This is a genomic window from Pseudorhodobacter sp. W20_MBD10_FR17, from assembly GCF_052119765.1.
GTDB lineage: Bacteria > Pseudomonadota > Alphaproteobacteria > Rhodobacterales > Rhodobacteraceae > Pseudorhodobacter.
In genome coordinates, this window is the sequence record NZ_JBGQOQ010000015.1 from 78,416 (window position 1) to 90,713 (window position 12,298).

Annotated in this window: 11 protein-coding genes and 1 pseudogene; 5 read left to right on the plus strand and 7 right to left on the minus strand. The window is 56.5% G+C overall.

From position 1 onward, the window contains the following. Nucleotides 1–22: 22 nt before the first annotated feature. The 3 genes from ACEN2J_RS11875 to ACEN2J_RS11885 are packed head-to-tail and all read left to right on the plus strand — an operon-like array spanning nt 23 to nt 2,217. A complete protein-coding gene (locus ACEN2J_RS11875; protein ID WP_442106076.1) occupies nt 23–721 on the plus strand; it encodes a TerB family tellurite resistance protein in 699 nt (232 codons plus the stop codon). Beyond that, nucleotides 702–1,799 carry an endonuclease/exonuclease/phosphatase family protein gene (locus ACEN2J_RS11880; protein WP_442106078.1) on the plus strand — a complete coding sequence of 366 codons (1,098 nt, stop codon included), beginning with the start codon at nt 702–704 and terminating at the stop codon, nt 1,797–1,799. Before ACEN2J_RS11875 ends, ACEN2J_RS11880 begins: the two co-directional genes overlap by 20 nt. A gap of 19 nt (nt 1,800–1,818) precedes the next feature. Beyond that, nucleotides 1,819–2,217, plus strand: coding sequence for an AAA+ family ATPase (locus ACEN2J_RS11885; RefSeq protein ID WP_442106080.1), 399 nt, complete (start codon nt 1,819–1,821; stop codon nt 2,215–2,217). Between the two features lie 274 nt (nt 2,218–2,491). On the opposite strand, the gene scpA is transcribed toward ACEN2J_RS11885, so the two are convergent. Continuing rightward, on the minus strand, nt 2,492–4,621 hold the full coding sequence (gene scpA, locus ACEN2J_RS11890) for a methylmalonyl-CoA mutase (protein ID WP_442106081.1): 2,130 nt from the start codon (nt 4,619–4,621) through the stop codon (nt 2,492–2,494). 95 nt (nt 4,622–4,716) lie between these two features. Here scpA and ACEN2J_RS11895 point away from each other — a divergent pair, with 95 nt between their 5' ends. Beyond that, nucleotides 4,717–5,154, plus strand: coding sequence for a DUF4174 domain-containing protein (locus tag ACEN2J_RS11895; RefSeq protein ID WP_442106083.1), 438 nt, complete (start codon nt 4,717–4,719; stop codon nt 5,152–5,154). 51 nt (nt 5,155–5,205) lie between these two features. On the opposite strand, the gene ACEN2J_RS11900 is transcribed toward ACEN2J_RS11895, so the two are convergent. The 6 genes from ACEN2J_RS11900 to ACEN2J_RS11925 all read right to left on the minus strand — a co-directional run bounded on the left by ACEN2J_RS11900 (nt 5,206) and on the right by ACEN2J_RS11925 (nt 10,691). Then, nucleotides 5,206–7,209, minus strand: a complete 2,004-nt coding sequence (locus ACEN2J_RS11900) for an acetyl-CoA carboxylase biotin carboxylase subunit (RefSeq protein WP_442106085.1) — start codon at nt 7,207–7,209, stop codon at nt 5,206–5,208. After that, nucleotides 7,202–7,843 carry a hypothetical protein gene (locus tag ACEN2J_RS11905; RefSeq protein ID WP_442106087.1) on the minus strand — a complete coding sequence of 214 codons (642 nt, stop codon included), beginning with the start codon at nt 7,841–7,843 and terminating at the stop codon, nt 7,202–7,204. Before ACEN2J_RS11905 ends, ACEN2J_RS11900 begins: the two co-directional genes overlap by 8 nt. A 2-nt stretch (nt 7,844–7,845) precedes the next feature. After that, nucleotides 7,846–8,247 carry a hypothetical protein gene (locus ACEN2J_RS11910; RefSeq protein WP_442106088.1) on the minus strand — a complete coding sequence of 134 codons (402 nt, stop codon included), beginning with the start codon at nt 8,245–8,247 and terminating at the stop codon, nt 7,846–7,848. Then, the gene (locus tag ACEN2J_RS11915; RefSeq protein WP_442106090.1) at nt 8,244–8,684 is read right to left on the minus strand and encodes a hypothetical protein; all 441 of its coding nucleotides are present in this window, start codon (nt 8,682–8,684) and stop codon (nt 8,244–8,246) included. Before ACEN2J_RS11915 ends, ACEN2J_RS11910 begins: the two co-directional genes overlap by 4 nt. After that, nucleotides 8,684–9,064 (minus strand): DUF6497 family protein, encoded by a 381-nt coding sequence (locus ACEN2J_RS11920; RefSeq protein ID WP_442106092.1) that lies wholly within the window; start codon nt 9,062–9,064, stop codon nt 8,684–8,686. The genes ACEN2J_RS11915 and ACEN2J_RS11920 overlap by 1 nt, the downstream gene beginning before the upstream one ends. A 100-nt stretch (nt 9,065–9,164) precedes the next feature. Continuing rightward, a complete protein-coding gene (locus ACEN2J_RS11925) occupies nt 9,165–10,691 on the minus strand; it encodes an acyl-CoA carboxylase subunit beta (RefSeq protein ID WP_442106093.1) in 1,527 nt (508 codons plus the stop codon). Between the two features lie 920 nt (nt 10,692–11,611). Between ACEN2J_RS11925 and ACEN2J_RS11930 the strand changes: the two are divergent. Beyond that, a pseudogene (locus ACEN2J_RS11930) lies at nt 11,612–12,070 on the plus strand (AAA family ATPase); the annotation flags it as partial. Nucleotides 12,071–12,298: the final 228 nt, after the last annotated feature.

Sequence of the window (12,298 nt, forward strand, 5' to 3'; positions counted from 1 at the left end):
CCTATCGGAGTACGCTATTCCCATGTCACTTTGGACTCGCATTAATGACGCCCTTGCAGCCCTTGCCACTGGCGAAGGGTTGTCGGTCATTTTCGAACGGCTGCGTGGCACCAAAATGGCATCGCCGGAACGCTCGGTCGGCTTTACCATCGCCGTGATCGCCCTGAGCGCCAAGATGGCCAAGGCCGATGGGCAGGTTACACGCAATGAGGTGACGGCCTTTCGCCAGCTTTTCACCATCGCCACCGAGGAAGAGGGCAATGCCGCGCGTGTCTTTAACCTTGCGCGCCAAGATGTTGCAGGGTTTGACGCCTATGCCCGCAAGATCGCCGCCATGTTCCCCGATGAAGGCCGCCAAACTCTGATCGACCTGCTGGAAGGCCTGTTCACCATTGCGATGGCTGATGGCCAATACCACCCGAATGAAGATGCTTTTCTGGCCGAGGTCGCGAAAATATTTGGCTTGGGCGAGGCTTGCTTTCGGTCCTTGCGGGCGCGCTTTGTCGAAGGGGCCCCGCGCGACCCCTATGACGTGCTGGGCGTGGCCCCGACGGCCTCGCTGCAAGATATTCGCGCTGCATGGAAACAAGCGGTGCGCGACAGCCACCCCGACCGCCTGATCGCACGCGGCGTGCCGCCCGAGGCCGTGGCCCTTGCCAGCCGCCGCATGATCGACATCAATGCGGCATGGGAAGAGATCAATGACAAACGCGCCGCCTGAGCCCCCCCAGCGCCTGCGGCTGGCGACCTATAACGTCGAGTGGTTCACAGGGTTGTTCGATGATGACGGTCGGCTTTTGGCCGACAACCAACGCTCGGCACGCTATAAGATTAACCGCGCCGAGCAGTTAACGGCGCTGGGAATCGTGTTCACCGCGATGGATGCCGATGGGGTGATGATTATCGAGGCCCCCGATACCGGCTCGCGCAGATCGACCATAACCGCCCTTGAAAATTTTACCCGCCACTTTGGCTTGCGCGCCCGCCGCGCCTTGCACGGCTTTACCAGCGAGACCGAACAAGAGATTGCCTTTCTCTATGATCCCGACCGCATAACCGCCACCCATGACCCTATCGGCGCGCCCCCTGCCCATGCGGACCCAAAGGGTGTGCCACGGTTTGACGGGGTGTTCTGGCATGACCTGAACACAGATGCACACCCCGAACGCATCCGTTTTTCCAAACCGCCATTAGAGGTGGCGGTAACGGATAAGGTCACAGGCCAAGCCTTGCGCCTGATCGGTGTTCACGCCAAATCCAAAGCCCCGCATGGCGCCCGCAGCCCTGCCGAGGTGATGCGCATCGCCATCGAAAACCGCCGAAAACAGCTTGCGCAATGCCTTTGGATCCGCGCCCGCGCCGAAGTGCATTTGACCGCAGGCGACCGATTGATCGTGATGGGCGATTTCAACGATGGCCCCGGCCTTGATGAATATGAAAAGCTGTTTGGAAAATCGGGCATCGAGATAGTGATAGGCACCGAAAGCCCGCCCGAGATGCAGATGCTTGAACCCCATGCCGAAATGATACTGGGCCGCAAGCTGGGTGTTGCCCCCACCTCGGCACGGTTTTACGACTCGGCCAAGAAACGCTATTTTCAGGCCTTGCTTGATTTCATCCTCGTTTCCCGCAATTTGGCCGCCGCCGCCCCCGTCTGGCGCATTTGGCACCCGCTGGATGACCCCGATTGTTGGCGCATCCCTGAATTGCGTGAGGCCTTGCTTGCGGCGTCGGATCATTTCCCTGTGTCCCTAGACTTGCACGACATTCCGCCAGAAAAAGCTGGTAAACAGGCCTGAAGCCCCCCATATCAAAGATATGAGACAGTTATTTACACCATTAGCCCTTTGTCTTGTGCTGGCTACAGTGGCGCCCTTGCCGGTATTTGCGCAAGACGTGCAACAAGATCGTGACGAAGGGCTCAGCCTTGTCGAACGCGGCATGCGCCTGTTTTTTGATGGGTTGATACAAGAGCTTGAACCCACGATGGACGACATGGCCGAGGCCTTGAAAGAACTTGAACCTATGGCGCGGCAATTGGCCGACCTTATCGGTGATGCGCAGTATTATGATGCGCCAGAGCGGCTTGAGAACGGCGATATCATCATCCGCCGTAAAGCGGATGCGCCACCTCCGCCAACATTGCCACCCGATCTTTCCCTACCAGACAGTAAGCCACCGGACTATGTAGGCCCCAAAGGGCAAATTGATCTGTGAACCGCTACGATTTCTCGTCGAAAAATAAACGGCAAGATTAAGGGGCGTTCACGCCCCCTCGGCGCGCTGCGCCTCACCCCCTGAGGATATTTTCACCGAACAGAAAGCAGGCCAAGGGGTTTAGCCAGTCCTGAACACGGCGCAGTAAAACGGGCCGGAGGTGATGGGTGGCGGTGCAAACATCGCGCGATTGGTGAAATGTAGACCCCGCTCCAAGCCAACATATTATCAAGGGTCTGCCGCCAAGCTAGCGCTATGGCGGCAGATTTCAGCGTCAACCGCGCGTTTCGCGGATTAGGCGCAAGATGTCCTTGGCCGCTTCGGGGATATTGGTGCCGGGGCCAAAGATCGCTTTGACGCCAGCATCGTACAGGAATTGGTAATCCTGCTGCGGGATAACGCCGCCACAGATAACCAAAATATCGCCTGCCCCAGCGGCCTTTAGCGCCTGCACCAGTTTCGGCGCGAGGGTTTTGTGGCCTGCCGCTTGACTTGAGATACCGATGATATGCACGTCGTTATCTATCGCATCCTGTGCCGCCTCTTCGGGGGTTTGGAACAGCGGGCCGACATCGACATCAAAGCCGATATCGGCAAAAGCGGTTGCGATGACTTTGGCGCCGCGATCATGCCCGTCTTGGCCCATTTTCACCACCAGCATACGCGGGCGGCGGCCTTCGACTTCCGCAAAATCCTCGACATCCTTTTGGATCGCGGCAAAGCCTGCGTCGCCCTCATAAGCTGCACCGTAAACACCTGCGAGGGTTTTCACCTCGGCGCGGTGGCGGCCAAAGATTTTCTCCATTGCCATGCTGATCTCTCCTACAGAGGCGCGGGCGCGGGCGGCATCTACGGCCGCTTCTAACAGGTTGCCGCCTTCGGATGCGCGGCGAGTCAACTCGTCCAGCGCCGCATCACAGGCGGCTTGGTCACGCGTAGAGCGCATTTTGTTCAACCGTGTGATCTGGCTTTCGCGGACAGCCACGTTGTCGATATCAAGGATGTCGATCGGGTCTTGTTTATCAAGTTTGTATTTGTTGACGCCGACGATCACCTCATCGCCCTTGTCGATCATCGCTTGGCGGCGGGCGGCGGATTCTTCAATCCGCAGCTTGGGCATACCGGTGGCAACGGCCTTGGTCATGCCGCCCATTTCTTCGACTTCCGTGATCAGCTTCCACGCCTCTTCGGCCAGTTGTGCGGTCAGGCTTTCCACATAATAGCTGCCAGCAAGGGGATCGACGACATTGGTAACGCCGGTTTCTTCTTGCAGGATCAACTGCGTGTTGCGGGCGATGCGGGCAGAAAATTCTGTCGGCAGGGCAATCGCCTCATCCAGCGCGTTGGTGTGCAGGGACTGCGTGCCGCCAAGGGCTGCAGCCATCGCCTCATATGCCGTGCGGACCACGTTGTTATAGGGATCTTGTTCTTGCAAGGATACTCCGCTCGTTTGGCAATGCGTGCGCAGCATCAACGAGCCGGTTTTCTGCGCGCCAAACTCGGTCATAATCCGGTGCCAAAGCAGACGGGCGGCGCGCAGCTTGGCGGCCTCCATGAAAAAATTCATGCCGATTGCAAAAAAGAACGACAGGCGGCCTGCGAAGGCATCAACATCCATACCGCGGGCGATTGCCGTGCGCACATATTCGCGGCCATCGGCCAGCGTATAGGCCAGTTCCTGCACCAAATTCGCCCCCGCCTCTTGCATGTGATAGCCCGAGATTGAGATCGAGTTGAATTTCGGCATTTCCGCGCTGGTATACTCAATAATATCCGCAATGATCCGCATCGAGGGTTCCGGCGGATAAACATAAGTGTTGCGGACCATGAATTCCTTGAGAATGTCATTCTGAATGGTGCCCGACAGCAGTGCGCGGTCAACGCCCTGCTCCTCACCTGTCACGATAAAATTCGCAAGGATCGGAATAACAGCGCCGTTCATCGTCATGGAAACGCTGATCTTTTCCAGCGGGATGCCGTCAAACAGCAGCTTCATATCCTCGACGCTATCAATCGCAACGCCGGCCTTGCCGACATCGCCCTCTACCCGCGGATGATCACTGTCATAGCCGCGATGGGTTGCCAAATCGAACGCGACCGAGACACCTTGCTGCCCCGCAGCCAGCGCTTTGCGGTAAAAGGCGTTCGATTCCTCGGCGGTCGAAAAGCCTGCATATTGGCGGATGGTCCAAGGCCGACCGGCATACATCGTTGCCCGCACACCGCGCGTAAACGGCCCAACACCCGGCACGCCGCCCATATGCGGCAAGCCCTCCACATCGGCCTGCGTATAGAGCGGCTTGATCTTGATGCCTTCCAGCGTGTCCCATGTCAGGGTTTCAGGGTCGCGGCCTTTCAGCTCTTTTGTCGCCAGTGCCGCCCAGGTTTTCGTTGCATCACTCATGGCTTTTTCCCTCATATTGGACAAAGGACACATCCTTTGACGATCTTACTTTGGTTTGCGGCCAATACACCCTATATCAAAGGAGAGGAGACCGTATGAAAAGACTTCAAATTCTTGTTCTGGCAGTGTTTCTGCCGTTTTCCGCCTCGGCACAGGAGGCGACAGTTTTGCCCGTGATAGAGGCCCCCGGCGTAACGATGGCCGAGTTTTTATGGCTTAAACGCCCCGTTGTGGTGTTTGCAGACAGCCCCAATGACCCCTCATTTACCGAGCAGATGAGGAACTTGGCCGAGCAACCGCAGGCCTTGGCAGATCGGGACGTGGTGGTGATTGTTGATACCAACCCGTCTGCAAACTCATTCTTTCGGCAAAAGCTGCGCCCACGTGGGTTCTCATTGGTGCTGATGGATAAAGACGGCGGGATTGAAATCCGCAAACCCCGCCCGTGGAATGTGCGCGAGATTACGCGGGCCATCGACAAATTCCCGTTGGCACGGCAAGAAATGCTGGAACGCTTTCCGAGCGGGCGGTAGGCCCCTTCCCCCGCAACTGCGGTGCAAATCTGGGGGGAAAGGGCGACCACCTTATTCAAACTCCATGATAATCTCGTCCACTTTCAGACTTGCACCCGCAGCGGCTTTGATCAGTTTGACCACGCCTTTTTTCTCGGCCCGCAGGATGTTTTCCATCTTCATTGCTTCAACCGTGGCAAGGGCTTGGCCTTCTTGCACTTCGTCGCCCTCGGCCACGTTGATTTTCACGATCAGCCCCGGCATCGGGCAGAGCAGGAATTTCGACGTATCGGGGGCCACTTTTTCCAGCATAAAGCCCGACAGCGCGGCCTGACGCGGGGTGCGCACGTGACAGGTGAAATCGGCGCCACGCAGCCGCAAGCGGAAGCCCGAAGGCACCTTACCGACCTTCATCACCAAAGGCGTGCCGTCAACCGTTAGGCGTGCAAGCGGTTGGCCCGGTGTCCAATCGCTTTCTACCCGCATCTCGGTGCCATCGGCAAAGCGCACGGTTGAGCCGTCACGATCGGCTGCAATCGTCACATCATGCGCCTCGCCTTGCAAAGACACGTTCCAATCGCTGCCGACTTTACGTTCGTGGTTGTCCATCGTGCCGCTAATCCGTGTGCGGCGAATTTCGGCCACGCGGTTCATCGCCGCCGCAGCCGCCACAACACGCCGCGCAAGGGCTTCATCCAGCGTCACACCGGCAAAGCCATCGGGATATTCTTCGGCGATAAAGGCAGTCGTGATTTCACCCGAAACAAAGCGCGGGTGATCCATCACAGCGGAACAGAACGGCAGGTTATGCCCGATGCCTTCCACCTCAAACGTATCAAGCGCCAGCCGCATTTCTTCAATCGCATCGGCGCGGGTTGGGCCCCATGTGCACAGCTTGGCGATCATCGGGTCATAGAACATGCTGATCTCGCCGCCCTCAAACACGCCGGTATCATTGCGCACGATGCCGCCAGCCGCAGTTTGCCCCTCAACCGGTGGGCGGTAGCGGGTCAAGCGGCCAATGGACGGCAAGAAACCGCGGTAAGGGTCTTCGGCATAGAGGCGGCTTTCCATCGCCCAACCGTTGATTTTCAGGTCGGATTGTTTAAAGGGCAGCGGCTCGCCATTGGCAATGCGGATCATCTGCTCAACCAAATCAACGCCGGTGATCAGCTCGGTTACAGGGTGTTCCACCTGCAAACGCGTGTTCATTTCAAGGAAAAAGAAGTTGCGGTTGCCATCAACGATGAATTCCACAGTCCCGGCCGAGGTATAGCCCACCGCTTGGGCCAAAGCGCAGGCCTGTTCGCCCATCGCTTTGCGGGTCGCCTCATCCAGAAACGGGCTTGGCGCCTCTTCGATGACCTTTTGGTTACGGCGCTGAATGGAACATTCGCGCTCATGCAAATAGACGCAGTTGCCGTGTTTATCGGCAAGCACCTGAATTTCAATATGGCGCGGTTGGGTTACGAATTTCTCAATGAAAATCCGGTCATCGCCAAAGCTGTTCGCGGCCTCGTTTTTCGACGACTCAAAACCTTCTTTGACTTCGGATTCGCTCCACGCAATCCGCATGCCTTTGCCGCCGCCACCAGCCGATGCTTTAATCATCACCGGATAGCCGATTTCACCGCTGATTTTAACGGCTTCGTCGGCATCGGCGATCAGGCCCATATATCCCGGAACGGTGGAAACCCCTGCCTCCATCGCAAGCTTTTTGGATGTGATTTTGTCGCCCATAGACTCAATCGCAGGCGAAGGTGGGCCGATGAACACCACGCCCTCTTTTTCAAGCGCGGCGGCAAAGTTCATGTTTTCAGACAAAAACCCATAACCCGGATGCACAGCCTCGGCCCCTGTTTGGCGGACGGCGTCCATGATTTTATCAATCACGATATAGGATTGGTTGGCAGGCGCAGGGCCAATATGCACCGCCTCATCGGCCATGCGCACATGCAATGCGTTGCGGTCGGCATCGGAATAGACCGCGACTGTTTTAATACCCATCGCGCGCGCCGATTTAATAACACGGCAGGCGATTTCACCACGGTTGGCAATAAGGATCTTTTTAAACATAGCAGCCCTTTCTTGGATGCGCGCACAGGGCGCAGAAATGCAAAAAGGCCACCCGGGGGATACCCCCGAATGACCTTGTAAGAGTTGTAACGCTGCGGTTTAGCGCAGCCGTCAGCCCAGAGTTAGGGCTGGTATCAGTAGCAGGCAGGCATGCCAGGCACGCCGCACGAAACGCCACCAACGAGCGCGCCAATAAGCGCCCCTTTGGTTTTGCTGCCGCCTGTTGCATCGGCAATAACCGCACCGGCAGCAGCGCCACCGATCGTACGCACAGCGGCGCTATTGGTTGGCGAATTTTGGTTGCTAACGCAGCCAGCAAGGGAAAGTGCTGCGACTGCCGCAAGAAGAAGGGTTGTTTTACGCATACTGCAAAGCCTCTTTTTTGGGTTTTAATTACAGACAACTTTATCCTGTCTTGCGTCAAATGAAAGGGGAAATCTTTGCAATTTGCAGCAGTCAAGGTTTGCCCACACCAAGCGCGGGCAAACCCAGTACCACCGGCCAAAGGCAACCTAAACAAACCATTGTTAGCAATAGCAAATTCTGCAAACCCAGACACCAGAACACCTTGTGTTTTGGGCCCGGAAATGCAGGAAAAACCTTGCAATAGAGCGTTTAGGCTGCGCGGAATCATGCCTATTCGTCCTCATCAACCCAGTCGGCCCAATCATCCACAACCTCTGGTGCGGCATCGGGCGCGAACGCTTTAGGAAACGCGGCCTCGGCAATTTTTACATCGATCTGTAGCAGCGCGTCATAGCTGGCGGGGTCAAACGGATCTTCGGCGGGCACAACCTCGCGGCCAAACAGCCAAGACAGACGCCCCGCATCCAGATTGCCGCGCTCAAACGGCTCTTCGCCAAAATGCTCCCAGAGGGCTTTCATAAAGCCCTCATCCGCAGCGCGATCCACATTGGCACGGTCGCGAAAACGCTCGCGGCGCACGATTTTAGTCGCGCCGTCCTTATTGGCGCGGCGGATAACAAATTGATAATCGGTTGAGGGAAGACGGCCGGGGAAACCACGATGCTTGATCATGCTGCACCCCCAATCATAGCCGGTGCAGAACAGAAAAGGGCGGGCACGGCGCGAAACGCGCCAAACGCCCGCCCCCGGATATTACTTGTATTTACCAGTGTATACTGGCTCTTGGGAAACTGCTTGTTCAACGTAAACAGTTTCAGGCTCTTTTGGGCCACTGCAAGCTGCGATGAAAGCAACTGCGCAAAGCGCCAGAATTGTTTTAGTGCTCGTCGGCATCCTCTACTCCTAGTTTTTTGTGGGGACGGCAATGCGGACTGTGCCGGATCACGCGCCCAATGCAAGGTATCGGCCGCTTGGGTTCGGCCTAAGGAAACAATATCCTTTTGCGCGAACGAAATACATAGATGATTATTCAAGTTTTTAGCTTGTGGCATGGCTACATCACGCATCGGCATCAAGTCGCCCATCGCCCCCATATATAGTGTGTTCATCAGTAAACCTCCCATATGCAGGCACCGTCTTGAATGCTGTAGGCTTCGAAAAATTGGGTCGCATCGGGGTCGGCTTCGCCAAATGGCACAGCAACATCCGAAAACGACAGGATGATTTGGTCAGGCTTGTCGTCGTGTTGCTCAACCTGCGGCTTCACGAATGTGTCGCACAGAAAGAGCATATCTTTTGCCGCAGTTTCATAGTCAATCGTGCCACCGACGCGCGCAATTTGCGGCGCGGTAAAGCGAACCCGCAGCAATAAAGAGTCGCCCTCCTCCCAGAACACGTCTTGCAGACTGACGGATTGGCCCGAAGGTACCGCAAACATCGCGGCCCCCTCGGCAGAGGCTTGCCACACCCTCTCTGACGGCGCGCCCATCACGTCGCCCCTTTGCAAAATTTGGCACGGGCATTGCGGCAACCAGCCACAACCTGTGCGATATCATTAGTTAAGGGCATGAACGCTCCGCCTTTTAGGATTACAGCGGGATATTATCGTGCTTTTTCCAAGGATTTGAAAGCTTCTTACTGCGCAAACTTGCAAATGCCCGTGCAACCCGCCGCCGTGTCGATTGCGGCATGATCACTTCGTCGATGAACCCCTTTTCAGCGGCTACAAACGGGTTGGCAAAGCGGCTTTCATATTCCTTCGTGCGCTCGGCAATCTCTTCGGCGGTTTTGCCGCGATAGATGATTTCGGTCGCCCCTTTGGCCCCCATCACCGCGATTTCCGCCGTTGGCCAAGCATAGTTGAAGTCGCCGCGCAAATGCTTGGACGCCATCACGTCATAGGCACCACCATAGGCCTTGCGGGTGATCACAGTCACCTTTGGCACGGTCGCCTCGCCGTAAGCAAACAGCAGTTTCGCGCCATGCTTGATTACGCCGCCATATTCCTGGCTTGTGCCAGGAAGGAAGCCTGGCACATCGACCAAAGTCAGGATCGGAATTTCAAAGGCATCGCAGAACCGCACAAACCGCGCGGCCTTGCGACTGCTATCGATATCCAGACACCCTGCCAAAACCGTGGGCTGGTTTGCAACGACACCGACCGACTGCCCCTCAATCCGGATAAAGCCGGTGATGATATTCGCCGCAAACGCCGCTTGGATTTCAAAGAAATCGCCCTCATCCGCCAGCTTCAGGATCAATTCTTTCATGTCGTAGGGCTGGTTCGGGTTATCAGGGATCAATGTGTCAAGGCTGGCTTCAACCCGTGCCGGATCATCAAAGAACGGCCGTGTCGGCGCTTTTTCGCGGTTCGACAGCGGCAGAAAGTCGATCAGGCGGCGTGTCTCGGCCAGTGCCTCAACATCGTTCTCATAGGCCCCATCGGCCACACTTGATTTCTTGGTATGCGTGCTGGCACCGCCCAATTCCTCGGCGGTCACAACCTCATTCGTCACGGTCTTCACAACATCAGGGCCGGTCACGAACATGTAAGAGCTGTCTTTGACCATAAAGATAAAGTCGGTCATCGCTGGCGAATACACCGCGCCCCCTGCGCATGGCCCCATGATCAAGCTGATCTGTGGCACAACACCACTGGCCATGATATTGCGCTGAAACACCTCAGCATAACCGGCAAGGCTGGCCACGCCTTCCTGAATACGCGCACCACCGGAATCGTTGATGCCAATCACAGGTGCGCCATTTTGCATCGCCATATCCATGATTTTGCAAATCTTTTGCGCATGGGTCTCGGACAACGAGCCACCGAAAACCGTAAAATCTTGGCTAAAGACATAGATTTGACGGCCATTGACCGTGCCCCAGCCCGTCACCACACCATCGCCTGCGGGACGGTCTTTCTCCATCCCAAAATCGGTGCAACGGTGGGCCACGAACATATCAAACTCTTCAAAAGAGCCTTCATCCAGCAGCAGCTCTACCCGCTCACGCGCGGTCAACTTACCCTTGGCATGCTGCGCATCAATCCGCCGCGCGCCCCCGCCCTGCCGTGCCGCCGCGCGCCGATCTTCAAGCTCTGCCAAGATGTCTTTCATGCCGCTCTCCTTCAGATTTAAGGCGTAACTTAGCCAAGTCTTCTGTGTGAGCAAAGCAAAATCAAGAAAATTTGCAAACTTATTTGCGCATAAGAACTGTAAATTGCAAATTTGCGAACAAAGGACGTATCGCCAACTCTTTTTGTCGGTGTCGGACACATGAAATAATGAAATGCCAGCCGATTGAGACCCACTTCGCGTGTTTTGATGCCCTATTACAAGGTGATTGAAGCCCACTTTTGGGAGGGCTTTAAAAAAGCTATTTATATCAATGCACTAATGGAGCGCCGCAAATCTGGGTTTTCAGCTGTTCTCGCAACAGCAGCCCAACGTTGCGGCGCGCCCTCCATTGACCAAAAGCACCTTTCTCTGAATGCTCCTCCCATCTCGACTAGGGTTTGTCGTTCACGGCAGAACGCCCTGCAGGCCCCGGTCTCCCTTATCAACGCTATTCTCCTATCGTCCGCGCGGTGATCGGGTCCGGAAGCGTAAACCTGTCAGGAGCCGCAATGCCAAACCTCGCCTTCATCGACGCCAGATTTCCCGACCCGGCACTGACCAAAGATCAGATCGCAACAAGGCTGAAAGCGCACTTGCGCATTCTGATCGCGGCCCGGCATACCTTGAACGCAAATCGCACCCATCACGTGCCAAGTTGGTTGGACGAGAAAGAACGCATCACGCTGCCTTTGCATGAAAGACTGGTCATTGAACGGCGCGCCGAGCTGATAAGCCGCCGCCACTCTGCAGCAACCGGCCTTGCGCACCTAAAGGCGGAAGATGTGAAGAAGCTCGAAGTATTGCGCAACGGCGTTCGATTGGCACGGGTTGCGACAGAGCATCAGGCTGATGAGCTGGCGTCAGCCTTGCACGCCGAATTCCCATGGATGGGTCCAGCCACCGAGACCGTCTGGCATGCAATGCGCAGGTCTGTTCATTCTGGTGATAGGGGGTTTCGCCTGCCACCGATACTGCTCGACGGGCCACCCGGCATCGGCAAAAGCGTGTGGGCTCGCACATTGGGGGACCTCCTCACTGTGCCCACCACCGTCTATGAGGCGACGAACGAGAACGCGTCCTTCGGACTCGTCGGCAGCCAGCGCAGTTGGGGCACAGCCAGCCCTGGCCGCTTGATCAACACGATGTTAACCCAACGCGTTGGCAATCCCGTCATCGTTGTCGACGAAGTGGAAAAATGCGGCAGCGCTATGTCCTCAAATGGCCAGACCTATCGGCTCACAGATGCATTACTGCCTTTGCTTGAACCAGGCAGCGCCCAGCGTTGGTCTTGCCCCTATTTCGAGGTAAAGTTCGATATGAGCTATGTGATCTGGGTCCTGACCTCAAATGACTATCGCCGCCTGCCGGAACCCTTGCTCAGCCGCTGCCCGCCAATTCGCCTCAGTGCCCTGTCGCGCGACGATCTCGTCAGCTTTGCGCAGCGTGAAGGGGCGCGTAGAGGCCTTTTGGAAACCTCGATCGAAGCGATCACTGATGCTCTCAGCCAATTTGAACATCCGGGCCAGATTACGTCCGGCTGCGGCCAGAACGCCGCAACCATGTTTGGTCATACGACTTCGTTCAAGATCGCACCCATGACGGGCGCA

Bases quoted from the DNA above. Each gene is read 5' to 3' on its own strand.
- ACEN2J_RS11875 (WP_442106076.1), top strand. From the start codon at position 23: ATGTCACTTTGGACTCGCATTAATGACGCCCTTGCAGCCCTTGCCACT.
- ACEN2J_RS11880 (WP_442106078.1), top strand. From the start codon at position 702: ATGACAAACGCGCCGCCTGAGCCCCCCCAGCGCCTGCGGCTGGCGACC.
- ACEN2J_RS11885 (WP_442106080.1), top strand. From the start codon at position 1,819: ATGAGACAGTTATTTACACCATTAGCCCTTTGTCTTGTGCTGGCTACA.
- scpA (WP_442106081.1), bottom strand. From the start codon at position 4,621: ATGAGTGATGCAACGAAAACCTGGGCGGCACTGGCGACAAAAGAGCTG.
- ACEN2J_RS11895 (WP_442106083.1), top strand. From the start codon at position 4,717: ATGAAAAGACTTCAAATTCTTGTTCTGGCAGTGTTTCTGCCGTTTTCC.
- ACEN2J_RS11900 (WP_442106085.1), bottom strand. From the start codon at position 7,209: ATGTTTAAAAAGATCCTTATTGCCAACCGTGGTGAAATCGCCTGCCGT.
- ACEN2J_RS11905 (WP_442106087.1), bottom strand. From the start codon at position 7,843: ATGATTCCGCGCAGCCTAAACGCTCTATTGCAAGGTTTTTCCTGCATT.
- ACEN2J_RS11910 (WP_442106088.1), bottom strand. From the start codon at position 8,247: ATGATCAAGCATCGTGGTTTCCCCGGCCGTCTTCCCTCAACCGATTAT.
- ACEN2J_RS11915 (WP_442106090.1), bottom strand. From the start codon at position 8,684: ATGAACACACTATATATGGGGGCGATGGGCGACTTGATGCCGATGCGT.
- ACEN2J_RS11920 (WP_442106092.1), bottom strand. From the start codon at position 9,064: ATGGGCGCGCCGTCAGAGAGGGTGTGGCAAGCCTCTGCCGAGGGGGCC.
- ACEN2J_RS11925 (WP_442106093.1), bottom strand. From the start codon at position 10,691: ATGAAAGACATCTTGGCAGAGCTTGAAGATCGGCGCGCGGCGGCACGG.